Here is a 23,853-nt window from a genome sequence, read left to right as displayed (position 1 = left end):
TCTCATGGGTGGGCTCTGGGCAGAAGCAGGCGGAAGACGGTCATCTCCGGCGTGCCCTCCCTGGCATATTGGATGATCCCGTTCATGTCGCGAACGAGCTTGTCGACGAGTGCGAGGCCAAGCCCCTGCCCCTCGCGCCGCCCCGACACGAACGGGTCGAACAAATGGTCGACGATATCGACTGGGGCGCCGAGGCCATTGTCGATCACGCAAATCTCGATCGGCAGCGGCAGACGGGGCTGCCCCTCTCCTGCGCTGACCGACATGCCGTGACGATAGGCGGTGGTCAGCACGATATGCGGGTTGCGAACCGCACGGACAGCCTCGCGCGCATTCTTCAGCAGGTTAATGACGATCTGGAGCAGCGCGTCGCGATTGATCCGTGCCGGCGGCAGCGAAGGGTCGAACCGCTCTTCGATCGGAATGCCCCGCGCAAAGCCTGCCAGGGCAACGCCACGGGCATGGCCGAGCAGCGGATAGATATTCTCCGACGCCAACGGCAGCGGCCGGGTATCGCTAAAATCCTGCATCCGGTCGATCAGCGCGGCGATGCGGTCGACCTCGGTCGTGATGAGCGTGGTCAGTTCGCCGCCATTGAGCAGCTGCGCCGCGCCTCGGATACCTGACAGCGGGTTCTTGATCTCATGCGCCAGCATCGCGGCGGCCCCCACCGCCGCCCGCGCGCCCGCGCTGCGATCCGAAGCATGGGCCAACCGACGCGAAGGTCCTGCACTATGCAAGGTGATGGCGCGCCAGCCGGGATAGTCGGGGATCTGCGCCTCGACGAAATCGACCCTGATCTTCGGACCGTGCGGTATGGCGATCACCGTGTCGTAGACGGCAAAGCCGTGCCCGTCGCGACTGCGCGGCGCATCGGGCGGCGGCAGGATCGCGGCGAGCGGCTGCCCGGTCATCAACCGCTCGGACAGGTTGAGCAGTTGCTCGGCCAGCCCATTGGCATGGGCGATACGATCGTCGGGATCGACCACGACCACGGCGACCGGCAGCGCCCCGAACAGCGCGCCGAAACCGGGCCGACCGTGACCGGCCGTGTCAGGCAGCCGCTGCAAGCTCGATCTGCGGCATGTAGAAATCGTACAGCATCGCCTTGACCCGCTCGGCGCTGGCTTCGTGGTTCACCGTGTTGCGGAACTCGGCCGAGCCATGCAGGCCACGGGTGTACCAGCCGATATGCTTGCGGGCCATGTTGACGCCCGTCTCGGTGCCGTAATGATCCAGCATTGCGTCGTAATGCTCGGTAACGGCGCGATATTGTTCGTCAAGCGCCGGGTCCTCGCGGCGTTCGCCGGTGGCGAACCAGTGCATCACCTGCCCCAGCAGCCAGGGACGGCCATAGGCTCCGCGCCCGATCATGATGCCATCCGCTCCCGACTGCTCAAGCGCCTTGTCGGCGTCGTCGATCGAACAGATGTCGCCATTGGCAATGACTGGGATCGACACCGCGTCCTTGACGTTGCGGATGAAAGCCCAGTCGGCGCTGCCCTTATACATCTGGTTGCGGGTGCGGCCGTGGACGGTGATCATCTTGACGCCGATATCCTCGGCGATGCGCGACAGTTCCGGCGCGTTCAGGCTGTCATGGCACCAGCCCATCCGCATCTTCAGCGTCACCGGCACGTCGACCGCCTTCACCGTCGCCTCGATGATCGCCGAGGCCAGCTTCAGGTCGCGCATCAGTGCCGAGCCCGCATCGCCATTGACGACCTTGCGCACCGGGCAGCCCATGTTGATGTCGATGATCGCGGCCCCACGATCGGCGTTCAACTTGGCCGCCTCGCCCATTTCATAGGGCGTGCAGCCGACAAGCTGCATCGACACCGGCTCTTCGAGCGGATGCCAGGCGGCCTTCTGGATCGACTGGCGCGTTTCGCGGATCGCGGCCTGGCTGGCGATCATCTCGGTGACGTTGAGGCCCGAGCCGTAACGGCGAACGAGCGTGCGGAACGGCATGTCGGTGACGCCGGTCATCGGTGCCAGCACGACGGGGCTGTCGATCGTCACCGGACCGACCTGGATGGGAGCGAGATTACGCATCATACTGCCTGAAAATTAAGCAGTCGCCATACGGGAAGTGGGCCGCCATGGCAAGATTGGCGACTGAGCCCAAAAGCCGCTAGGCGGACCCTATGAGCCAGGATGGAAAGATCGCCGCACTGATCGTCGCGGCGGGCGGGGGTTCCCGCATGGGCGGCGGCGTGCCGAAGCAGTTTCGCGATCTCGGTGGTCGGCCGATGCTCGGCTGGAGCCACGCCGCCTTCACCTCGCACCCGGCGGTCGACATCGTCCTGACGATGGTCGCGGAAGAGCAGATCGATCATGCACGGTCGTTGCTACCGGGCGCCTGGGTGGAGGCGGGCGGTGCCAGTCGTCGGGAATCGGTGGCACGTGGCCTGCGCCATCTGGCGCTGGCAGGTGTCACGCAGGTGTTGATCCATGACGCCGCGCGCCCTTTCCTGTCGGCGGACGTCATCGGCCGTGTGCTGGCGGGGCTTGGCTCGGCCGGTGGGGCGATGCCCGTCCTGCCCGTGGCCGACACACTTGCCCGGTCCTTGGACGATACCCTGGGCGAGACCGTCCCCCGCGACGGCGTGGTCCGTGTCCAGACGCCGCAGGGTTTCCACCTGCAAGCCGTGATCGCCGCCCACGCCGCCTGGCCCGCCGAAGCGGAAGCTACGGACGACGCACAGATGGTGCGACGGCTTGGCGGGCGCGTCGCTTTGGTGCAGGGCGATGCCATGCTCGAGAAAATCACCTATCCCGACGACATGACCGGAGCCGATATGCGCCTGACCTGGGAAACCCGGACCGCGATGGGCTATGACGTCCACCGGCTGGAGGATGGCGAGGAATTGTGGCTGGGCGGCGTGCTCATCCCCCATCATCAGGGCTTGTCGGGGCATAGCGACGCCGATGTCGCGCTCCACGCGCTGACCGATGCGCTGCTCGGCACGATCGCGGCGGGCGATATCGGCACGCATTTCCCGCCCAGCGATCCGCAGTGGAAGGGTGCCGAGTCGGGCCAGTTCCTCGCGCACGCCGCCAGGCTGATCGCCGACAAGGGCGGCCGGATCGATTTCGTCGACCTGACGATCATCTGCGAAGCGCCGAAGATCGGCCCGCACCGCGCCGCCATGGTGGAGCGGATCGCCGGGCTGTTGAACATCGACCAGAGCCGGGTCAGCCTGAAGGCCACGACCACCGAACGGCTGGGCTTTACCGGGCGTGGCGAGGGGATCGCGACCCAGGCGGTGGCGACCGTCCGCCTGCCCGGCGGGGCGGCGGCATGAAGCGGCTGAGCCTGATCGTCGCGCTGGCCGCACTGGTCGCCCCCGAGGTCGCGACGGCGCAGCGGGCCTGCATCACCGCGCCCGAGGCGGAGGCGATGACGCTGGTCGCCATGCCCGACATCCTGCGCGAGACCGGCCGGGTGTGCGGCGCACGGCTGCCCGCCAACAGCCTGATCCGGGGCGGCGGTTCGCTGATCCCGAAATATGAAAGTGCGGCCGACCAGGCATGGCCCGCCGCACGGGCGGCGATCGTCAAGCTGTCCGATCCCGCGATCGATACGCTGCTTCAGTCGGACTATGCCCGGCCGCTGCTGACCTCGCTGTTGGTGCCGTTCATCGTCGGGCGTATCGGCCTGGAGGATTGCGGGACGATCGACCGGCTGGTGACGCAGTTGGCTCCCCTGCCCCCGCGCAACATGGCCGGGGTGGTCGTGACCGCCCTGCAATATCTCAAGACCGAAAAGGCTCGGGGGCGGCAGGTGGCCGTGCCCGACCTGCCGCTCTGCACCAACGGAAACTGATATGGACGTCCTTCTTCCCCGCGAGCTGATCGAACTGGCCGAGCGCGTCGTTGTCGCCAACCGCGCGGCGGGTCGGCGCGTGGCGCTGGCGGAAAGCTGCACCGGCGGTCTGGTCGCGGCGGCGCTGACCGAGATCCCCGGATCGTCCGATGTCGTCGAGGCGGGGTTCGTGACCTATTCGAACCAGGCCAAGATCAGCCTTTTGAAGGTCAATCCGGAAGTGATCGAGACCTTCGGCGCCGTCTCGACCGCCACCGCCTGGGGCATGGCGCAGGGTGCGCTGGCCGCCAGCGAGGCGGACGTGGCGGTTGCGATCACCGGCGTCGCGGGCCCGGGTGGCGGCACGGCGAAGAAGCCGGTCGGCACCGTCGTATTCGCTCAGGCGCTACGCGGCGGCGACCCTGAGGATGTGAAGGCCGAGCGCCACGAGTTCGGCGATATCGGTCGCGGCGGTATCCGGCTTCAGGCGGCGCTGTTGGCGCTGGAGTTGCTGCTGCCGTAGAGCTTGGCGGCGCGATCCTCAAACGCGCCGATCATGCGGCGGAGTGCGGTGCCGAACACCTGTCCCGCCAGCATCTCGAACACCCGGTTCTTGAACGCGAAGTCGACGGTGAAGTCGACCGCGCAGCCCTGCTCCTCCGGCCGGAAGCGCCAGTTGTTGCGCAGATACTTCAGTGGGCCGTCGAGATATTCGACATCGATCGATCCCGGCCGGTCCTTGGTAACACGGCTGGTGAACGTCTCGCGCAGCCCCTTGAAGCCGACGATCATATCGGCGACCGTCTCGGTCGGCGTGTCCGATCGGACCCGCATCGCCGACACCCAGGGCAGGAACTCCGGGTAGCGGGCGACATCCGCGACCAGATCGAACATCTGCTCCGGCGTATAGGGCAGATGCCGCGTCTCGCTATGCTTGGGCATCAGCGCGCGCTTGCGAGCTTCGCCTCGCGGGCCGACCGCAGCCGCTCGAAATCGTCGCCGGCATGATAGCTGGAGCGGGTCAGCGGCGAGCTGGCGACCAGCAAGAAGCCTTTGGCCCGCGCGATCGCGGCATAGGCATCGAACGCCTTGGGCGTCACGAACTCCGCGACCTTCGCATGGCGCGGCGTCGGCTGGAGATACTGACCCATGGTCAGGAAATCGATATCAGCCGAGCGCATGTCGTCCATCACCTGATGGACCTCCAGTCGCTCCTCGCCGAGACCCAGCATGACGCCGGACTTGGTGAAGATCGACGGATCATGCCGCTTCACGCTCTCCAGCAGTCGAAGCGAGGCATAATAGCGCGCACCGGGCCGGATCGTCGGATAGAGCCGGGGGACCGTCTCCAGATTGTGGTTGTAGACGTCCGGACGCGCCTCGACGATCGACTCGATCGCGGCCTGCGCCTTGTTGCGGAAGTCCGGCGTCAGGATCTCGATTGTCGTGTCGGGCGTCGTACGGCGCAGTGCCTCGATCACCTTCACGAACTGCGACGCACCGCCATCGGGCAGGTCGTCGCGGTCGACCGAGGTGACGACGATATGCTTCAGCCCCATCTGCGCGGCAGCATCGGCGACGTTCTGCGGCTCCATCGCGTCGACCTTGCGCGGCATGCCCGTCTTTACGTTGCAGAAGGCGCAGGCGCGGGTGCAGGTGTCGCCCAGGATCATGACGGTCGCGTGCTTCTTCGACCAGCATTCGCCGATATTCGGGCAGGCCGCTTCTTCGCAGACGGTCGTCAGGCTCTTGGCACGCATCAGCTCGCGGGTCGCGGCGAAACCGGCGCTCGTCGGGGCCTTGACGCGGATCCAGTCCGGCTTGCGCGCGCGCACCGGCGCGGCCAACGGTGTCAACTCGTTCATGCCCGCGAAATAGCGATGCTGTCCGCTCGACACAATGCCCACGACCACGGCGAACATAAGGGTGGACAGACACATTTTGATATGGAACCGAAACGGCCATGCTCGGGTTCGCCTGCTACAGCATCGTTTCCTTCATTGGATAAGAGAGAGCAATGACCGACTTTAACGACCTCGTGGATGGCTATCAGCGCTTTCGGACCTCCGATTGGCGTCGCCAGCGCGACCGCTGGGCCGAGTTGAAGGAAGGCCAGAGCCCCAAGGTGATGGTCATCGCCTGTTCGGACAGCCGCGTCGATCCGGCGCAGATCTTCGACACGCTGCCCGGCGAAATCTTCGTCGTGCGCAACGTCGCTAACCTCGTCCCCCCGTTCGAGACGGGCGGCGGTCATCACGGTGTCTCGGCCGCGCTGGAATTCGCGGTGACGCAGCTGGAAGTGACCGACGTCGTCGTCATGGGCCATGGCGCCTGCGGCGGCTGCAAGGCCGCGCTGACGCAAGGGTTCGCGCATGCCCCGCAGGGCGAAGGCGGCTTCGTGTCCGACTGGGTCAGCCTACTCGACGGCGCGCGTGAGAAGGTCATCGCCAAGCATGGCGACGGTCCGGACGCGATGCGTGAAATGGAACTCGAATCGGTCCGCACCTCAATCGCCAACCTGCGCACCTTCCCCTTCGTCACCAAGCGTGAGGAAGCCGGTACGCTGACGTTGCGCGGCGCCTATTTCGCAATCGCCGACGGCGTGCTGCACCTGATGGACGAGAGCGGCGAATTCAAACCTGCCGCCCCGGCGCTGGTCGCGGCGTAAGGAAGTCGGTCCGGGCCCCTGGCCCGGACACGACACGCGAAAGGGCGGACGCCGCATCCGGCGCCCGCCCTTTTTGTTATCCTGTGATCCGGGATCAACCGGCCGAAGCGACGACCTGGTCCACGTCCTTCTTGGCTTCCGCGGTCGAGCGGAGCGACAATTCGCGCATCTGCTTGTTGCTGGGCAGGCTGGGCGCGCCCATCAGCAGGTCTTCGGCGCGCTGGTTCATCGGGAACAGCGAGATCTCACGGAGATTCTGCGCACCGCAGATCAGCATGACGATCCGGTCGACACCGGCGGCCATGCCACCGTGCGGCGGTGCGCCGTACTGGAAGGCGCGGTACAGGCCACCGAAGCGCTCCTCGACATCCGCCTTGGACAGGCCGACCTTCTCGAAGGCGGCGACCATCAGTTCGGGCGACTGGTTGCGGATCGAACCCGACGCGATTTCGAAGCCGTTGCAGACCAGATCATATTGATAGGCCTTCAGCGACAGCGGATCGGCGGAGTTCAGCGCCTCCATGCCCCCCTGCGGCATCGAGAAGGGGTTGTGCGCGAATTCGACCTTCTTCTCGTCCTCGTCCCACTCGTAGAAGGGGAAGTCGACGATCCAGCACAGACGGAACGCGCCCTCCTCGATCAGGCCGAGCTGCTCGGCGACGCGGGTGCGTGCGAGCCCTGCCAGCTTGGCCGCTGCCTCGACCTTGCCCGCCGCGAAGAACAGGCCGTCATCGGGGCCGAGGCCCAGGGCGGCGTAGAGCGCTTCCATGCCCTCGGTGCCATGGTTCTTGGCAATCGGTCCGCCGAACTCGCCGCCCTTGCGGGTGACATAGCCCAGGCCCGCATGACCTTCGGCGCGCGCCCACTCGTTCATCTCGTCGAAGAACTTGCGGCTCTTCTCGGCGGTCTTCGGCGCGGGGATCGCGCGGACGACCCCGCCCGAGCCGACGATCTTCTCGAACAGGCCGAAGCCCGAGGTCGTGAAATGCTCCGAGACATCGGTGATGATCAGCGGATTGCGCAGGTCGGGCTTGTCGTTGCCGTACTTCAGCATCGACTCCGAATACGGGATGCGCGGGAACTGGCCGATCGGCGTGACGGTGCGGCCATCGGCGAACTTTTCGAAGATGCCGCCGATCACCGGCTCCATCGTCTCCCACACCTCTTCCTGCGTCACGAAGCTCATCTCGAGATCGAGTTGGTAGAACTCACCCGGCAGACGGTCGGCGCGCGGGTCCTCGTCGCGGAAACAGGGTGCGATCTGGAAATAACGGTCGAAGCCCGCGACCATCAACAGCTGCTTGTACTGCTGCGGCGCCTGGGGCAGCGCGTAGAACTTGCCCGGATGGATGCGGCTCGGCACCAGGAAGTCGCGCGCGCCCTCGGGCGACGACGCGGTCAGGATCGGCGTCGAATATTCGGTGAAGCCACCGGCCTCCATGCGACGACGCATGTCGGAGATCACTTGCGTGCGGCGCACGATATTGGCGTGCAGCGTCTCGCGGCGAAGGTCGAGGAACCGATAGCGCAGGCGGATATCTTCCGGATATTCCTGCTCGCCCGCCACCGGCATCGGCAGCTCCTCGGCCGCCGACAGCACGGTCGCGCCGCGTGCGAACACCTCGATCTCACCGGTCGCCAGATTGGCGTTGACGGTGCTCGCCGAGCGCGCCTTCACCACGCCGTCGATCGTCACGACCGACTCGACGCGAACGCTTTCCAGGATGGCGAGCGCGGGCGTGTCGCTGTCCGCGACGATCTGGGTGATGCCGTAATGGTCGCGCAGATCGACGAACAGCACGCCGCCATGATCGCGCTTGCGATGGACCCAGCCGGACAGGCGGACCGTCTCGCCGACCGCTTCAGCAGTCAGCGCGGCGCAGGTGTGGGTACGATAGGCGTGCATGGCGGACATTCTCTGTACGTCTGGGGAAAGTGCTGCCGCTTCCCCGCCCGACCGGTTTTTGTCAATCCTAATGTGCCCGGACGAGCCGCCCGTGCGTTCCTCTTTGTCAACCCGCGCGGGTCGGGCTATGTGCATGCGATGCACGTTCATCCGTTGATTACCGACAGCGCCACGCTCGCCAATCTCTGCGCCCGTCTCTCGCAGGCCGACTATGTGATGGTCGATACCGAGTTCATGCGGGAAAGCACCTATTGGCCCGAGCTTTGCCTGATCCAGATCGCCGATACCGAAGAGGCCGCCGCGATCGACCCCAAGGCGCCGGGGCTGGACATGACCCCGCTGCTCGACCTGCTGGTCAACAATGATCAGGTGCTGAAGGTCTTCCACGCGGGCGGCCAGGATATCGAGATCATCTACAACCTGACCGGCAAGACCCCGCATCCCCTGTTCGACACGCAGATCGCGGCGATGGCGCTGGGCCAGGGCGAGCAGATCGGTTACTCCAATCTGGTCGACAGCTGGCTGGGCATTTCGGTCGACAAGGGCGCGCGCTTCACCGACTGGTCGCGCCGCCCGCTCGACCAGCGCCAGGTCGACTATGCGATCGGCGACGTTACCCATCTCGCCGCGATCTTCCCCAAGATGCTGGAGCGTCTGCGCAAGACCGGGCGGGGGGCGTGGCTGGACCAGGAAATGGAGCGGCTGGCCGACCCGGCGCACTATGCCAACGATCCCGATGTAGCGTGGAAGCGCGTCCGCGTCTCGGGCCGTAAGCCCGACATGCTCGGCCGCCTGAAGGCTCTGGCCCGTTGGCGCGAGTTAGAGGCGCAGGCCAAGGACCTGCCGCGCGGTCGCATCGTCAAGGATGAGACGCTGGCCGACCTCGCCGGGCATCCGCCGCGCAAGCAGGCCGATCTGGCCAAGGTCCGTGGCCTGTCCGCGACCTGGGCGGGCAACGACATCGGCGCGCGCCTGATGGACGCGCTGGACGGTGCCGAACCGCTGAGCGCCGACGAACTGCCCGCTCGGGACGATCGCAAGCCGGGACTGGGGCGCGAGGGTGCGCTGGTCGCCGATCTGCTCAAGCTGCTGCTGAAGATCCGGGCGCGCGACATCGATGTGGCACCGCGCCTGCTCGCCCGCGCCGACGATCTGGAAATGCTGGCGGCGGGGGTTCGCTCCGACCTGTCGGTGCTCGACGGCTGGCGGTTCGAGCAGTTCGGGCGCGACGCGCTAGATCTGGTCGAGGGCCGCACCGGCTTCGTCGTAAAGGGCGGCAAGTTGAAGATGGTCCGTACCGCCGAGGACCCGGCATGACCCGCTGGGCTATCCTACTCGCCATACTGCCGCTCGCCGCCTGCGTGACGACGCCGAAAGCCCAGGGGCCTGCCGATGTGTCGGGATGCGGTGACGGCAAGGCAGCCGACCTGATCGGCAAACGCTGGACCGAGGCGCTCCGCGCGCCGACGCAGAAGCGCACCGGTGCGCGGGACCTCCGGGTCATCGCGCCTGGCGATGCCGTGACGATGGATTATCGACCCGACCGGCTCAACATCGAAACCGATGCCGAGGGCCGGGTCGTTCGGCTCAAGTGCGGGTAAGCCGCACCGGCGTCTTGCCCAGGGCAGTGGCGAGCGTTGCATGGCGACGCTCCACGGCTTCGCCATAAAAGCCCCGATCTGCTTCCAGCATTTCCAGGCCGAGACGGGTGTCGTCCAGCACGAGCCCCGTCCGTTCCAGCGGCCCGGCCAATCCGCCGCTGAGCCGCTGGCCCAGCCGGATCGCCAGACCCCAGCTGGTCGCCAACTTCAACTGCGCGGGGCTGGCGAGTTCGGCGAGCGGTGACCGCACGTCCAGGCCGCCGCCCAGGCTGGTGTGGAGTGCCTGCGCCAGCATCGCCCGCGCCTCCGCATCGATGCCGACCCAATTGCCGTGAAGCGCGATCTCGACACCGCGTTCGGCGCGGAATTCCGGGTTCGCCCGCCAGCCCACATCGGCCAGCAGACAGGCCGCGTGACGCAGCCTAGCCTCCGCCGTCGCCTCGCCCGCGAAGAGCGGCGCGATCCAGCTTTCCAGCAGATCGCCATACTCGGGGAAGCGACCCAGCAGCCGCCCTTCCTCGCGCGCCGCGACGATCAGCGGATCGAGCGCTCGCGTCTTGGCATCCAGCCCGCCATAGAGAAGCCCCTCCCGAAGGCCAAAGGCGGACACCACGGTCGTACTGCTGCCCAGATGCTTGAGCAGCACGCTGAGCAGCGCGGTCGCGTCCGCCAGCGTTGCGGCGCGGCTGGACGACAGCCCCTTCACCTCGCGCAGGCGGGCCTTGCTGAGATGCGGAATGGTCCGCGACAGGCGCAAAATGTCGAGCGGCGTCAGTTCATAATGATGGATGATGGGCAGCGGATAATCGGCCAGCGTCATGTCCAGCCGCGCCAGCGCCCGCCACGATCCGCCGACGAGGTAGAAGGGCAAACCACGCCCGCGCCCTTCCCAGCCGGCCTCCTCGATCAGGCGGCCGATCAGCCGCTCGAATGCCTTGCTGCCCTTTTCGCGCAGCGCCGGGATACGCAACACGCCGAGCGGGAAGGATACGCGGTCCTCGACGCCGCCGTCCCGGACCCGCACCAGTTCCAGGCTGCCGCCGCCCAGATCGCCGACGATCCCATCGGCATCGGGAATGGCCGAGAGAACACCCTCCCCGGCCGCCTTAGCCTCCTGTTCTCCGGACAGAAGCTCGACCTCCAGCCCCAGCGACTCGGCACAGGCGATCAGTTCGCCGCCATTGGCCGCATCGCGCACCGCCGCCGTTGCGACCGTGCGGAGCGTGGTGACGCCCATTTCGCGCGCGAGACTGGCGAAACGGGCCAGCGCGACCTGCGCCTTGCCGAGCGAAGCCGGATCGATCGCCCCGGTCGCCGCCAATCCGCGCCCCAGACCCGCCATCACCTTCTCGTTGAACAGGATCGCGGGGAGGCGCGGTGGCCCCTGATAGACGACCAGACGGACCGAGTTGGAGCCGATATCGATGATCGCCGTGCGCGGCGAGCGGGAACCTGCCATCTCTCAGCGCGCGCCCGTCAACGCTGCCGCCGGAGCGACAGGGTCGGCACCGCCTTGCTGGTGTCGAGCGCGGCGCCGCGCCCCGAAAGCGAGGGATTGGTCATGAAATACCGATGCAGGTTGAAGGGGCGCTGATCGCCGGGCTGATCGCGGACATAGCTGCCGTCCGGCTCCAATTCCCAGCTCTGTTCGTTGTCGAGCAGATTGGCGACCATCACCTGGTCGAGGATCTGGTCATGGACGGTCGGGTTGAGGATCGGCAGCATATATTCGACCCGCCGGTCGAAATTGCGCGGCATCCAGTCGGCCGAGGAGATGAAAACCTTGGCCGCGTCATGGGGCAGCGCCTTGCCGTCGCCGAACGCCCAGATACGGCTATGCTCCAGAAAGCGGCCGATGACCGACTTCACCCGAATATTCTCCGACATGCCGGGCACGCCGGGGCGCAGGCAGCAGATGCCGCGTACAATCAGGTCGATCTCGACCCCTGCGCCGCTCGCCTCGTAGAGCTTCTCGATGACCTGCGGATCGACCAGCGAGTTGACCTTCGCCCACAGGCTGCCGGTCCGTCCGGCGCGGGCATGGGCGATCTCGGCATCGATCAGCGCCATCAGATTGTGGCGCAGATCGCGCGGCGACAGGCTGACCCGGTTCATGGCCACGGGTTCGACATAGCCCGTGATGTAATTGAACATCTGCGCCGCATCGCGCCCCAGCAGAGGGTCGGCGGTAAAGAAGCTCAGGTCGGTATAGATGCGCGCGGTAATCGGGTGATAATTGCCCGTGCCGAAATGGCAGTAGGTGCGGAAGTCGCTGCCCTCGCGCCGGACGACCATCGACACCTTGGCATGCGTCTTCCAGTCGATGAAGCCATAGACGACCTGCACCCCCGCCCGCTCCAGCGCGGAGGCCCAGTACAGATTCTGCTCTTCGTCGAACCGCGCCTTCAGTTCGACGATCGCGGTGACCGACTTGCCCGCCTCGGCCGCCGCAATCAGGGCGTTGATGATCGCCGACTGCTTGCCCGCGCGGTAGAGCGTCTGTTTGATCGCCACGACATCGGGATCCACCGCCGCCTGTTTCAGGAAGGCGATCACCACCTCGAACGTCTCATAGGGGTGATGGACGACGATGTCCTTGGCCTTGATCGCGGCAAAGCAATCGCCCGCGAATTCGCGGATACGCTCGGGGAAACGGGGGGAATAAGGCGGGAATTTCAGGTCCGGCCGATCCTCGTCGACCAACATGTCGAGATCGCCGATACCCAGCAGGTTGCCGCTCTCGGTGATGATCGCATCGGACCCGCCCAGTTCCCCGCGCAGCACATCGGCGAGTTCGTCGGGCATGCCGGTCTCCAGCTCCAGCCGAATCACCCGCCCGCGCCGCCGCCGCTTGATGGCGTTGGCGAAATAGCGGACCAGATCCTCCGCCTCTTCCTCGATCTCGATATCGCTGTCGCGCAATACGCGGAATGTCGCGGCGCCATTGACGACATACCCTGGAAACAGCAGCCCGGAGAAGCGACGCAGGATCGTCTCGATCGAGACATAGCGGGCGCCCTCGCCCGGCAGGCGGACGAAGCGCGGCATGGTCGACGGGATCATGACGAGCTCGCGAATCGGCGCCTTGTCCGACACGCGGGTCAGGTCGAAGATCATCGACAGACCCTTGTTCGGGATGAACGGAAACGGGTGCGCCGGATCTAGCGCCTGCGGGGTCAGGATCGGGAAAATCTGTTCACGGACATGCGTTTCCAGCCAGGTGCTCGCCTCCTGGTCGATGGCATCGCGTCGCAGAACGAAGATACCCGCCTCGTCGAGCAGGTTGCGCAGGTCGCCCCAGACCTCCTGCTGGCTGGCCATCAGGCGATCCGCCTCGGCAACGATGCCGCTCAGCTGCTGCCCCGGTGTCAGGCCATCGACCGACCGCTGTTCGACATCCTGCGCCTGTTGCCCTTTCAGGCCCGCCACGCGGACCATGAAGAACTCGTCGAGGTTCGATCCCGAAATCGACAGGAAGCGCAACCGCTCCAGCAGCGGGTGCGCCGTATTGCACGCCTCTTCCAGCACGCGGCGGTTGAAGGCCAGCCATGACAGCTCGCGGTTGAAGTACCGCCCGTTCGGCTCCGTCGCGAAATGATCGTCGTCGGGTTCTGACATTTGCGCGATATGGGCAGGACGGGTCATCATGTCTCGCTTAGGGCTTACGGCTCGGCGATCAGACCGGCCGCGATCAGAGTGGATCGTGCAAGGGGAATGGACAAGCGCGCGCGCCGTTCCATCGCCCCCTGGTCCAGCATATCCACTGCGCGGATGACAGAAAGGTGACTCCGTTCGATCCGAAGCGTCAGCCACTCGATCAGATCGGGGCGGGCATCCAGGCCACGCCGCTCGAACAGATGCTCGAACAGTCCGGCGACCAGTTCGTCATCGGGCGCGCCGATCTCCGCCAGGCTGCTGTTCGCCAGGCGCGAGCGGAGGTCGGGCAGCTTCACCTGCCAGCGCGGCGGCGGCGAATCGGCAACGATCAGCAACGGCAACCGGTCGGCCTGCGCCCGGTTCCAGGCGTGGAAGATCTGCACCTCGGGGACGCGCTCGGCATCGTCGATGATCGTGCCCCCGCTCTTGGCCGCAAAGATTCGCGCCAGCAGAGACCGTCCCGACTTGCGCGGGCCGGTGAGGATTGCGGCCATGGTCGGCCACGCTTCCCATTGTTCGAGCATCCGTGCCGCCAATCGGTTGGAATCGGTCAGCAGGAACGCATCGGATCGGGGGTCCGCCGGCCATTGCAGCGGCAACGCCATCTGGTTCATCCGGTAATCACAGTATCCGCAGGAGGCACCGGCGCGGGCACTTGCGGTGCGCGCCGGATGCGAAGGGTGGTGCCCGATCCGGACACCTGAAGACCGCGCTGCTCAAGCGCGCGGCGAAGCTGATCGGGGTCGCCGTCATAGGTGACGGCCATGATCGACACGCCACCCAGCGCCAGGCTGGTCGTGCCCGCGCGCACCACGCCCGGGATGCCCCGGATCAGACTTTCGGCATTGGCGACAGCGCTGGCGGTCGGCGCATCATATTGCAGCGTGACGGCGATCCCCGCGCCCGGCGACGACGCAATGGTGGCATCCAGCCCCGCAATCGGCTCCTCGCCCGGCGTCGTATCGTCGATGACCACGGCCTGCGGCTTGGGCGGCGGGGCAAGCGTCGCATCGGGGTGCAGCGCACCGCTGGCCAGCGCCTTCTGATACAGCCCATCGAGCCGCGCGACGCCGGTATCCAGCAACTGCGACAGTCCATCGGTGCTGCCGACCCGCAGGGTGATCGTGCCGAGCAGTGTATTGTCGGGCCCATGTCGGGCCTCGAACACACCGATCACCGGACCGCCGGGCCATTGCCGATAGAGGTGCACGACGGGGATCAGGATATCCGACGCACCATATTGGTCGAGGATCGAGCGCCACCAGCCCCGCGGGCGCCGCCCGATCTGCCCGGCATTCATCAAAAGCGGCTCTGCACCGGTGCCCGAGGGGCGGATATAATCGATCGTGCTGTTGCCGGTGCGGAACCGGGCCCAGGCCTGTTGCCAGGGGGTGCGCGCCTCGAACATCTGCGACACGCCGCCCGAAACTTGCAGCGGCATCACCAGCATCGGCGGCGAGCGATCGGCATAGGCCGACACGCCCAGCACCGAGGCGGCGCGAACCCGGTCGAACAGCACACCCAGCTTGGCGACATAGCGGGTCGGGCCGATCTGTTCATTCTCGACCACGATGCCGCTGACCAGCGAATCGAGCAGCCCGTCCGACGCCGCGGTGCCGCCGCGCCCCAGCCGCTGCGCCAATATCGCCCATGCCTTGCGCTGGGCGATCCGCCAGCCGCCGAGCCGCGCGGCCTCAGGCGTCTTGCCCGACACGTCGACCGCGACGCCGGTGACTTCGTAGGACCCGCCATTGTCGACCGGCGCGACGCCGCGCGTCTGCCCTTCGATCTGGGCGAGCACCGCGCCGCCCCCGATGCCGAGCCCGGCAAGGGCGGCCAGACCGGCCATGATGGAGGGCAATCGCAAACGCATCGCGGCCTTTTGGCGAAGCAGGCGTGGAAATCCAAGCGCGATATAGCTAACGGGCAAACATGACCGACAACAGCACGCCGTCCGCCAGCCCTTCGCCCTCCGAAAAGGGCGCGTCCTACACCTATGCCGATGCTGGCGTTTCGATCGCCGCCGGTAACGCGCTGGTCCGCGCGATCGGCCCACTAGCCAAGGCGACGCGGCGGCCGGGCGCGGATGCGGACCTGGGCGGCTTTGGCGGTTTCTTCGACCTGAAGGCCGCCGGTTTCACCGATCCGCTGCTGGTCGCGGCCAATGACGGCGTCGGCACCAAGCTGAAGCTCGCGATCGAGCATGACCGCCATGACGGGGTCGGCATCGACCTCGTCGCCATGTGCGCCAACGACCTCGTCGTGCAGGGCGCCGAGCCGCTGTTTTTCCTCGACTATTACGCCACCGCCAAGCTGGAAGGCGATGTGCCGGAGCGCGTGATCGCCTCGATCGCGGAAGGATGCCGCATCGCCGGATGCGCCCTGATCGGCGGCGAAACGGCCGAGATGCCGGGCATGTATGCACCGGGCGACTACGACCTGGCGGGCTTCTGCGTCGGGGCGGTCGAGCGCGACCAGGTGCTGACCGGTGCGACGATCGGCGACGGCGACGTGATCCTGGGTCTGGCCTCGTCCGGCGTGCATTCCAACGGCTTCTCGCTGGTTCGCCGCCTGGCCGCCGACAAGGGCTGGAAGCTCGATCGCCCGGCGCTGTTCGATCAGGACGTGCTACTGATCGAGGCGCTGATGGCGCCGACTCGGATCTATGTCCGCTCTTTGCTTCCCTCGCTCAAGGCCGGCACGATCAAGGGCCTCGCCCATATCACCGGCGGCGGCCTGCTGGAAAACATTCCGCGCGTCCTGCCCAAGGGTGCCCATGCCGTGGTCGATGCGGATGGTTGGGAACAGCCGCGCCTGATGGCCTTCCTCCAGGCGCAGGGCGGGATCGAGCCCGAGGAAATGGCACGGACCTTCAACTGCGGTATCGGCATGGCGGTGATCGTCGCAGCCGAGCAGGCGGAGGCACTGGCCGAAACGCTGCGCGCGGCGGGTGAGACGGTCGTCACCATCGGCCGCGTCGAAGCGGGCGAGCGCGGTTGCACCGTCAAGGGTTCCGCGGGTACGTGGAGCGCCAAGGCGGACTGGACCGCGACCCATGTCGGCTAAGGAGCCGGTCAAGGTCGGCATCCTGATCTCCGGCCGCGGCTCCAACATGCAGTCGCTGGTGGCGGCGTCTCAAAAAGCAGACACTGCCTATACCGTCGCCCTGGTTGCCTCCGACAAGCCGGAGGCGGCCGGACTGGCCTGGGCGCAGGAACAGGGGATCGCCACCTTCGCCCTGTCGCCCAAGGGGATCGGCAAGCCCGCCTATGAGGCGGCGATCGACCAGGCCCTGCGCGATGCGGGTGTCGAGGTCATCGCACTGGCGGGCTATATGCGGCTGCTGTCCGGCGATTTCGTCTCGCGCTGGCAGGGGCGAATCCTCAATATCCATCCCTCTCTGCTGCCGCTCTACAAGGGCCTCGACACGCACGAGCGTGCCATCGCGGCGGGCGATGCCAAGGCGGGGTGCTCGGTCCATGTCGTGACCGAGGAACTGGATGACGGCGAAGTGCTGGGCCAGGCGGAGGTTCCGATCCTGTCCGGCGACGACGCAGCGGCACTTGCGGCGCGGGTGCTCGTTGAAGAGCATCGATTGTACCCGCAAATACTCACGGAGTTCGTGCGTCGATGACCGATTTCCTGTCCCGCATCCGCGACATCGCACTGCTGCTGCCCGGCACGACCGAGCAGGCTGGGCACGGCGAAACCCGCTTTCTGGTCGAGGGTTCGACCTTCCTCCGGGTGAGCGGCACGTCGTCGGCCATCCATCTGTGCGTCGCCGATGAAGGACAGGAACCGCATTGGAGCGATGTGGCGCTTGAGACCGACAGCGACTGGACGCTGATCGAGGATCGTATCGCGCGCAGCTGGGAACTGGTCGCGCCGACCGAGCTGCTGGAGGCGGGCGGGCGATGAGCGAACCGGCGGGCACCGAAGCCGCCGAGCGCGCCAAGTCGCGGCGGCGTCTGCTGACGCTGGCGGAGTTCGTCGCGGTCGCCGGGTTGATGGTGGCTGCGCTGACGCTGTACCTGAACTGGTCGCAGCGGCGCAGCGATGCCGAGGATAAGGCCGCCTCCGCCACCGCCCAGCGGCAGGAGCGCGCCCGGCTCGACCTGACCGCCACGGTCGAGGGGGATGGCCGCCGCCTGCTGCTGCGCGATCCGAATCATGACCTTCAGGATGTCGTGATCGACTTCCCCAAGGCGTCGGGCATCGGACGTCAGGCTCCCGTCGGCGATCCGGCCATCGAGGCGGAGCCGATCGCCGGGCCGATCCTCGCCCTGACCGACGGCAAAGCCGATACTCGCGAGGGTCGCCTGCCCGCGCTGATTACCGTGCGATACTGGGACGGCGATACTTCACGGACCGTCACCGGCCTTTACGACATCATCTGGAGCACCCATGGCCGCCTGCTACGCGGGCGGACGCTGCGAGTGGAAGGATTGCGGCTGCGCGACCGGAACGGCACGCAAACCAAGCTCGACAATGCCTGGGCGGCGCGCCGAGGTTAAGGACGCGACATTCCTCCCCTTGCAGGGGCGGTGGCAGGGCGTCAGCCCTGACGGAGGGGTGTCACCCTCTCGATAGCCGGACACCCCCCACCAGCTTCGCTGGTCCCCCTCCCCTTGCAGGGGAGGAATGAGAGGCTGGCGCGCCTTTACAACTCCCGCGCATAAATAACATCGTCAAAGACGGTATCGCCGACCCGGAACTGCCGCGTCCCGGCAAGCCTGAAGCCTTCCCGCTCGTAAAAGCCACGCGCGCGTTCGTTGATGCCGAGTACGCCCAGAAGTATGCGGCGGCGGCCCAAGGCACGTGCGTCATCGATCGCCATGGTCATCAGCCTGTGACCAAGACCGGTGCCGCTCGTCAGGGACAGTGTATAGATGCGGCGAAGCTCGATATCCCGCGCATCCGTCTCGACCGGCAGATCAGGGGATGTGAGCAGCGTATAGCCGACCGGCGCCGCGCCGTCGGGATGCTCCGCCAGGGTCGCCACGCAGGCCGGATCCGGAATCCAGGCGTCGAACTTGGTGGGCGAGCTGTTCAGGGTGCAATGACGCACCATGTCGGGACCGGCGATGGTCCCAGCAAACGTCTCGAGGAAGGTGGCGGCCGCGACGAGCGACAGCGCGGGCGCATCGCCCGGCCCGGCCCGTCGCAGCCGCCATTCCATCAGCCGACAATTTCTTCCGGCTTGAAGAAGTACGCGATCTCGATCTCGGCATTCTCGTCCGAGTCCGAACCGTGGACCGTGTTGGCTTCGATCGACTCGGCCAGTTCCTTGCGGATCGTGCCCGGCTCGGCGTTCGCCGGGTTGGTCGCGCCCATGATGTCGCGGTTGCGCTGCATCGCGTTCTCGCCCTCGAGCACCTGCACGACGACCGGACCCGAGATCATGAACTCGACCAGATCGTTGAAGAAGGGACGCTCCTTGTGGACCGCATAGAAGCCCTCGGCCTGCTCGCGGGTCATCTGGATGCGCTTCGAGGCGACGACGCGCAGGCCGGCTTCCTCCAGCATCTTGGTGACGGCGCCGGTCAGGTTGCGGCGGGTCGCGTCGGGCTTGATGATCGAAAAGGTACGGTTCGCGGCCATGATGGTCACGCAGCTCCTGAATAAATGAGTTGGCTGGAAGTGGCGCCGCCCTAGTCGGGGCGGAACGCCAATGCAATGTCTTATGGTAAGCTGATCCTCCCCGGCACGGGGAGGTGGCAGACCGCAGGTCTGACGGAGGGGGGCTTCCGCATAGGACGCCCCTGCAGCTAACCCCCTCCACCAGCTTCGCTGGTCCCCCTCCCTGTACCGGGGAGGATCAGGCCGCCTGTTCCCAGCGGCCCTGGTCGTTCTGCTTCCAGTATCGCCGCTCGACGCCTTCCCGGTCGGCCAATGCCTTCCATGCGGTACGCGCCTCACCGATGCGATCGCCGTCGAAGAAGTGGAACGCCCGGTCGAAGGCCAGCGCCTCGTCGCGCCACACGCCGTCGGCCAGCGCGACATGACGGGCGCCATTGGTCGGCTGAACCTCGCCCGCGATCAGCACCGGCTGGGCGGCATCGTCGCCCTCACCCGCCTGGGCATGGGGAAGGAAACCATCCGCCGGGATCATCCAGAGCTGCCGGTCCAGCGCGGCGCGCTGGTCCGCGTCACCGCTGACGATCAGCAACCGGCCGCCGCCTGCCATCACCCGATCTGCGATGACGGGCAGCAGACGGTCGAGCGGCGCGATCGTCAGATGATAGAAATCGACCTGCATCGCGCCGCCCCTTACCCGAGTTACGCCTCGAACCGGTCCGCGACGAACTGGTCGAGCAGGCGAACGCCGTAACCGGTTGCGCCCTTGTCGTGATTGACGCCCGGCTTGTCCGACCAGACCATGCCCGCGATATCCAGATGCGCCCAGGCAACGCCTTCGTTGATGTAACGCTTCAGGAACTGGGCCGCAGTGATCGAACCGGCGCCGCGCGGGCCGACATTCTTCATGTCCGCGATCTGGCTGTCGATCAGCTTGTCATAGGCATCGGCCAGCGGGAAGCGCCACAGCTTCTCACCCGTCGCGGTGCCCGCCGCCAGCAGCGATTCGGCCAGCGTGTCGTCATTGGCGAACAAACCGCCATGCTCGCTGCCCAGGCTGATGATCATCGCGCCGGTCAGCGTGGCGAGATCGACGATGGTCGAGGGCGAATGCGTCTTCTGGACCCAGGTCAGCGCATCGCACAGGACCAGGCGGCCTTCGGCATCGGTGTTGATGACCTCGATCGTCTGCCCCGACATGGAGGTGACCACGTCACCGGGACGCTGCGCATTGCCGTCGGGCATGTTCTCGACCAGGCCCATGACGCCGACGACATTGGCCTTGGCCTTGCGCGCGGCGATGGCCTTCATCGCCCCCGCGACCGCGCCAGCGCCGCCCATGTCCCACTTCATGTCTTCCATGCCGGCGGCCGGCTTGATCGAGATGCCGCCGGTGTCGAAGGTCACACCCTTGCCGACCAGCGCCAACGTTTCCGCATCGGCCGCGCCGCCATTCCACTTCAGGACGAGCAGGCGCCCTTCGCGTACCGAACCCTGGCTGACGCCCAGCAGCGCGCCCATGCCCAGATCGCGCATCTGCGCCTCGTCCAGCACAGTGACTTCCAGGCCCAGTCCTTCCACGTCGTTCAGGACGCGTTCGACGAAGGTTTCCGGGTAGAGCTTGTTCGGCGGCTCGGAAACGAGCGTGCGGGTCAGCTCCAGCCCGCCATTGACCGCATGGATACGCGTATAGGCCGCCTCGGCCTCGTCACCCGCGCCGACGATGGCGATACGGGTCAAGGTCGGCTTCGACGTTTCGGGCAGCTTGGTGCGGTATACGTCATGCCGCCAGCCGCGCTGCACGGCGGCACCGGCAAAGCTCGCCACCGCATCGGCGGCAGGCTTGGTCGACAGGCCGCTCAGGTCGACCGACGCCGAGGAGGCGTTGGTCAGCAGCTTGGCGGTCACCGCCCCGCCCGCCTTGCGCCAATCGGCCTCCTTGCCTTCACCGACGCCCAGCAGCAGGACGCGGCGCGGCGTGCCGCCGACTGCGGCGAACAGTTCGACGATCGAACCGGCCTCTCCCTTGAAGCGCGCGGCGTCGACCGCCACCTTGGCGAGCGCGGCCGCACCCTCCCCTTCGATCCGGCCGGTATCGACCGCATCCTTCGGGAAGGGAAGGACGAGCACGTCACCGGCTTCGACGGTGGAGGTAAAGGCGATCTGCATGGAAACCCTCTGCTGAACTGGTAACAGTTGCTATCATCTAGGCTCTTGGACCGTGGTGGCAAGCGCGCGATTGCAGCAAGCCGCCGGTGATGCGATAGGCAGGCCTTTCAAGGCGTCGCCCTGCCGGGGGAGGCTTCATCATCGTGTCGGCAAGGACGGAACAGCTATCATCGTGCGCAGAATGACGCTTCTGACCGGCAGCGCCCTGCCCTTCGCCCTGTTCATGGCCATGCCTGCCGTCGCACAGGACCTTCAGGATCGCCCCGTCTCGCCGCCGCCCAGCGAAGGCCCGGCTCCGGCCAATCCCGATCAGGTCCGCTTCAGCGCCGACCAGCTGGAATATGACATCAACGCCGATATCGTGACGGCGACCGGCGAAGTCCGGATGCTGCGCGAGGGCGAGCGGCTGCGCGCCGACAAGGTCACATGGAACCGCAAGACCGGAAAGGTGCTGGCGACCGGCAACATCGCCGTCACCAACCCACAGGGCGACATCGCCTATGGCGACCAGATCGAGCTGACCGATTCGCTGAAGGACGGCGTGGTCGACAACATGCTCGTCGTGCTGGAACAGGGTGGTCGCCTAGCCGCCGTTCGCGGCACCCGCCAGCAGGACGGTACGGTCAATCTGGAACGCGCCGCCTATACCCCTTGCGCGGTCGAGACGTCGGAGGGCTGCCCCAAGGAGCCGTCCTGGAAGATCACCGCCGTCCGCGTCACCTATCGCCCCGATCGCGAGCGCGTCTATTTCAACGGCGCCAAGCTCAACCTGTTCGGCCTGCCGACCATTCCGCTGCCGCGCCTGTCCGCGCCCGTCGGCCCTGGCGGCGACAGCGGGTTCCTGACGCCCGACATCCGGCTGGACCGGGTGAACGGGGTCGAGGTCGCGGTTCCTTATTACTGGCGTCTGGCCCCCAACAAGGGCCTGACCGTCACGCCGCACGTCTTCACGGCAGTGCTGCCGATGCTGGAGGCGCAGTATGAAGCGCTGACCACCAAGGGCGCATTCCGCATCACCGGCTATGGCACGGCCAGCCGCCGTAGCGACGACCTGAACACACTGAACCCGACCGATACCAGCCAGGCCTTTCGCGGCTATCTGGATGCGGTCGGCCGCTATCAGTTCTCGCCGGAATGGAGCCTGTCGGGATCGATGCGGATCACCACCGACCGCACCTTCCTGCGTCGTTATGACATTTCACGCGACGACCGGCTGCGCACCACCGCCAGCCTGGAGCATATCGACGCCAACAGCTATTTCTCGCTGACCGGCTGGTATGTCGAAACGCTGCGCGTCAACGATCCGCAGGGGCAGCAGCCGATCGCGCTGCCCGAACTCGACTATCGTCGCCGGTTCGACGACGGGCTGCTCGGCGGCAAGTTCGAGGTACAGCTCAACACGCTGGCAATCAGCCGGACGGCAGGACAGGATACGCAGCGCGCCTTTGCCAGCATGCGTTGGGACCTGCGCCGCCTGACCAACTGGGGCCAGGAGGTGACCTTCACCGCCTATGGCCGCGCCGACGCCTATAATGCCAACAACATCGCCTCGACGCCGTTGGTCTATCAGGGACTGGCCGGGTTCCAGGGGCGCGGCATCGGTGCGCTGGCAGTGGACGTCAAATGGCCGTTCGTCGGCGAACTCTGGGGCGGTAGCCAGCGCTTCACCCCGCGTGTGCAGATCGTCGCCAGCCCGAAGATCAAGAATATCGAAATTCCCAACGAAGACGCGCGCTCGGTCGATCTGGAGGACTCCAACCTCTTCGCGCTGAACCGCTTCCCCGGTTACGATCGATTCGAGGATTCGACGCGCATCACCTACGGCGCGCAATGGGCACTGACCCTGCCGGGCTTCACCTTCGATACGATCGTCGGACAGAGCTTCCGCCTGAACGACCGGCCGACCATCCTCTATCCGGGCACCGGCCTGTCGGATCGCTGGTCGGATATCGTGGGGCGGACGGAGATGCGGTTCCGCGACTTCGTCTCGCTGACCCATCGCTTCCGGCTCGACAAGGACAGCTTCGCGGTCCGTCGCAACGAGATCGACGCGACGGTCGGATCGCGCACTACCTATGGTCAGATCGGCTATCTTCGCCTGAAGCGGAATATCTTCACTTCGATCGAGGATTTGCAGGACCGCGAGGAAGTGCGTCTGGCAGGCCGGGTCCAGTTCGCCCGCTTCTGGTCGGCGTTCGGATCGACCGTCATCGACCTGACCGACCGGTCGGAAGATGCACTGTCGCTGTCGAACGGCTTCGATCCGATTCGGCACCGGGTCGGTGTACAATATGAGGATGATTGCCTGCGGCTCGGCTTCACCTGGCGGCGCGACTATGTGCAGACGGGCGACGCACGGGCGGGCAACAGCTTTCTGTTGACTCTGGCCTTCACCAATCTCGGTCGCTAAGCCGGTATTCAGCATGGGCGAAGCATATCGCGACGGTTACGCGCCTTCGTCAGGCGC

Annotated in this window: 24 protein-coding genes; 11 read left to right on the top strand and 13 right to left on the bottom strand. The window is 66.4% G+C overall.

Annotation, left to right across the window (positions count from 1 at the left end; translation table 11 throughout):
• Window positions 1–2: 2 nt before the first annotated feature.
• Window positions 3–1,070: a two-component system sensor histidine kinase NtrB gene (locus tag ASF14_RS11290; RefSeq protein ID WP_056434888.1), complete on the bottom strand. Its 1,068-nt coding sequence runs from the start codon at window positions 1,068–1,070 to the stop codon at window positions 3–5.
• Window positions 1,054–2,055, bottom strand: coding sequence for a tRNA dihydrouridine synthase DusB (gene dusB / locus ASF14_RS11285; RefSeq protein WP_056435336.1), 1,002 nt, complete (start codon window positions 2,053–2,055; stop codon window positions 1,054–1,056). The genes ASF14_RS11290 and dusB overlap by 17 nt, the downstream gene beginning before the upstream one ends.
• 92 nt (window positions 2,056–2,147) lie before the next feature.
• On the opposite strand from dusB, the gene ASF14_RS11280 reads away from it, so the two are divergent.
• Genes ASF14_RS11280 through ASF14_RS11270 form a run of 3 tightly spaced genes read left to right on the top strand, consistent with a single transcriptional unit; the run spans window position 2,148 to window position 4,331 of the window.
• Window positions 2,148–3,308 (top strand): bifunctional 2-C-methyl-D-erythritol 4-phosphate cytidylyltransferase/2-C-methyl-D-erythritol 2,4-cyclodiphosphate synthase, encoded by a 1,161-nt coding sequence (locus ASF14_RS11280; protein ID WP_056434887.1) that lies wholly within the window; start codon window positions 2,148–2,150, stop codon window positions 3,306–3,308.
• Window positions 3,305–3,829, top strand: a complete 525-nt coding sequence (locus tag ASF14_RS11275; protein ID WP_056434886.1) for a hypothetical protein — start codon at window positions 3,305–3,307, stop codon at window positions 3,827–3,829. The genes ASF14_RS11280 and ASF14_RS11275 overlap by 4 nt, the downstream gene beginning before the upstream one ends.
• A 1-nt stretch (window position 3,830) precedes the next feature.
• The gene (locus ASF14_RS11270) at window positions 3,831–4,331 is read left to right on the top strand and encodes a CinA family protein (protein ID WP_056434885.1); all 501 of its coding nucleotides are present in this window, start codon (window positions 3,831–3,833) and stop codon (window positions 4,329–4,331) included.
• Here ASF14_RS11270 and ASF14_RS11265 read toward each other — a convergent pair.
• Both ASF14_RS11265 and lipA read right to left on the bottom strand, forming a co-directional pair.
• On the bottom strand, window positions 4,292–4,750 hold the full coding sequence (locus ASF14_RS11265) for a type II toxin-antitoxin system RatA family toxin (protein ID WP_056434884.1): 459 nt from the start codon (window positions 4,748–4,750) through the stop codon (window positions 4,292–4,294). The genes ASF14_RS11270 and ASF14_RS11265 overlap by 40 nt on opposite strands.
• Complete coding sequence (gene lipA, locus ASF14_RS11260; protein ID WP_056435333.1) at window positions 4,750–5,673, bottom strand: lipoyl synthase; 924 nt, start codon at window positions 5,671–5,673, stop codon at window positions 4,750–4,752. The genes ASF14_RS11265 and lipA overlap by 1 nt, the downstream gene beginning before the upstream one ends.
• 152 nt (window positions 5,674–5,825) lie before the next feature.
• On the opposite strand from lipA, the gene ASF14_RS11255 reads away from it, so the two are divergent.
• Complete coding sequence (locus tag ASF14_RS11255; RefSeq protein ID WP_056434883.1) at window positions 5,826–6,476, top strand: carbonic anhydrase; 651 nt, start codon at window positions 5,826–5,828, stop codon at window positions 6,474–6,476.
• Window positions 6,477–6,570: 94 nt separating this feature from the next.
• Here the strand turns inward: ASF14_RS11255 and aspS are convergent, their stop codons facing one another.
• The gene (aspS, locus tag ASF14_RS11250) at window positions 6,571–8,382 is read right to left on the bottom strand and encodes an aspartate--tRNA ligase (RefSeq protein ID WP_056434882.1); all 1,812 of its coding nucleotides are present in this window, start codon (window positions 8,380–8,382) and stop codon (window positions 6,571–6,573) included.
• Between the two features lie 138 nt (window positions 8,383–8,520).
• On the opposite strand from aspS, the gene rnd reads away from it, so the two are divergent.
• Window positions 8,521–9,699, top strand: a complete 1,179-nt coding sequence (gene rnd / locus ASF14_RS11245) for a ribonuclease D (protein ID WP_056434881.1) — start codon at window positions 8,521–8,523, stop codon at window positions 9,697–9,699.
• Window positions 9,696–9,983, top strand: a complete 288-nt coding sequence (locus tag ASF14_RS11240; protein WP_056434880.1) for an I78 family peptidase inhibitor — start codon at window positions 9,696–9,698, stop codon at window positions 9,981–9,983. Before rnd ends, ASF14_RS11240 begins: the two co-directional genes overlap by 4 nt.
• Here ASF14_RS11240 and ASF14_RS11235 read toward each other — a convergent pair.
• Genes ASF14_RS11235 through ASF14_RS11220 form a run of 4 tightly spaced genes read right to left on the bottom strand, consistent with a single transcriptional unit; the run spans window position 9,970 to window position 15,513 of the window.
• Window positions 9,970–11,442, bottom strand: coding sequence for a Ppx/GppA family phosphatase (locus ASF14_RS11235; protein WP_056434879.1), 1,473 nt, complete (start codon window positions 11,440–11,442; stop codon window positions 9,970–9,972). The genes ASF14_RS11240 and ASF14_RS11235 overlap by 14 nt on opposite strands.
• Before the next feature lie 17 nt (window positions 11,443–11,459).
• Complete coding sequence (locus ASF14_RS11230) at window positions 11,460–13,628, bottom strand: RNA degradosome polyphosphate kinase (RefSeq protein ID WP_056435330.1); 2,169 nt, start codon at window positions 13,626–13,628, stop codon at window positions 11,460–11,462.
• Between the two features lie 17 nt (window positions 13,629–13,645).
• Window positions 13,646–14,254, bottom strand: coding sequence for an HdaA/DnaA family protein (locus tag ASF14_RS11225; protein WP_056434878.1), 609 nt, complete (start codon window positions 14,252–14,254; stop codon window positions 13,646–13,648).
• A complete protein-coding gene (locus ASF14_RS11220) occupies window positions 14,251–15,513 on the bottom strand; it encodes a hypothetical protein (RefSeq protein WP_056434877.1) in 1,263 nt (420 codons plus the stop codon). The genes ASF14_RS11225 and ASF14_RS11220 overlap by 4 nt, the downstream gene beginning before the upstream one ends.
• A gap of 59 nt (window positions 15,514–15,572) precedes the next feature.
• On the opposite strand from ASF14_RS11220, the gene purM reads away from it, so the two are divergent.
• The 4 genes from purM to ASF14_RS11200 are packed head-to-tail and all read left to right on the top strand — an operon-like array spanning window position 15,573 to window position 18,154.
• Window positions 15,573–16,706 carry a phosphoribosylformylglycinamidine cyclo-ligase gene (gene purM / locus ASF14_RS11215; protein ID WP_056434876.1) on the top strand — a complete coding sequence of 378 codons (1,134 nt, stop codon included), beginning with the start codon at window positions 15,573–15,575 and terminating at the stop codon, window positions 16,704–16,706.
• Window positions 16,696–17,274 (top strand): phosphoribosylglycinamide formyltransferase, encoded by a 579-nt coding sequence (gene purN, locus ASF14_RS11210; protein ID WP_056434875.1) that lies wholly within the window; start codon window positions 16,696–16,698, stop codon window positions 17,272–17,274. The genes purM and purN overlap by 11 nt, the downstream gene beginning before the upstream one ends.
• On the top strand, window positions 17,271–17,558 hold the full coding sequence (locus tag ASF14_RS11205; RefSeq protein WP_056434874.1) for a hypothetical protein: 288 nt from the start codon (window positions 17,271–17,273) through the stop codon (window positions 17,556–17,558). The genes purN and ASF14_RS11205 overlap by 4 nt, the downstream gene beginning before the upstream one ends.
• Window positions 17,555–18,154 (top strand): hypothetical protein, encoded by a 600-nt coding sequence (locus tag ASF14_RS11200; protein ID WP_056434873.1) that lies wholly within the window; start codon window positions 17,555–17,557, stop codon window positions 18,152–18,154. Before ASF14_RS11205 ends, ASF14_RS11200 begins: the two co-directional genes overlap by 4 nt.
• A gap of 146 nt (window positions 18,155–18,300) precedes the next feature.
• Here ASF14_RS11200 and ASF14_RS11195 read toward each other — a convergent pair whose 3' ends face one another.
• The 4 genes from ASF14_RS11195 to ASF14_RS11180 all read right to left on the bottom strand — a co-directional run bounded on the left by ASF14_RS11195 (window position 18,301) and on the right by ASF14_RS11180 (window position 21,386).
• The gene (locus tag ASF14_RS11195; RefSeq protein WP_056434872.1) at window positions 18,301–18,819 is read right to left on the bottom strand and encodes a GNAT family N-acetyltransferase; all 519 of its coding nucleotides are present in this window, start codon (window positions 18,817–18,819) and stop codon (window positions 18,301–18,303) included.
• Window positions 18,819–19,241 carry a nucleoside-diphosphate kinase gene (gene ndk, locus ASF14_RS11190; protein WP_007403624.1) on the bottom strand — a complete coding sequence of 141 codons (423 nt, stop codon included), beginning with the start codon at window positions 19,239–19,241 and terminating at the stop codon, window positions 18,819–18,821. Before ndk ends, ASF14_RS11195 begins: the two co-directional genes overlap by 1 nt.
• A 217-nt stretch (window positions 19,242–19,458) precedes the next feature.
• On the bottom strand, window positions 19,459–19,899 hold the full coding sequence (locus ASF14_RS11185; RefSeq protein WP_056434871.1) for a DNA polymerase III subunit chi: 441 nt from the start codon (window positions 19,897–19,899) through the stop codon (window positions 19,459–19,461).
• 20 nt (window positions 19,900–19,919) lie between these two features.
• Entirely contained in the window at window positions 19,920–21,386 is a 1,467-nt protein-coding gene (locus ASF14_RS11180; RefSeq protein ID WP_056434870.1) for a leucyl aminopeptidase, read from the bottom strand.
• A 181-nt stretch (window positions 21,387–21,567) separates the two neighbouring features.
• On the opposite strand from ASF14_RS11180, the gene ASF14_RS11175 reads away from it, so the two are divergent.
• Complete coding sequence (locus ASF14_RS11175) at window positions 21,568–23,796, top strand: LPS-assembly protein LptD (protein WP_201780578.1); 2,229 nt, start codon at window positions 21,568–21,570, stop codon at window positions 23,794–23,796.
• Window positions 23,797–23,853: the final 57 nt, after the last annotated feature.

The sequence above is a fragment of the Sphingomonas sp. Leaf257 genome (genome assembly GCF_001422185.1).
In the GTDB taxonomy this organism is placed as follows: Bacteria; Pseudomonadota; Alphaproteobacteria; order Sphingomonadales; family Sphingomonadaceae; genus Sphingomonas; species Sphingomonas yabuuchiae.
Note: the sequence above shows the minus strand (reverse complement) of the source record. Positions and strands in the feature narration are given on the sequence as shown.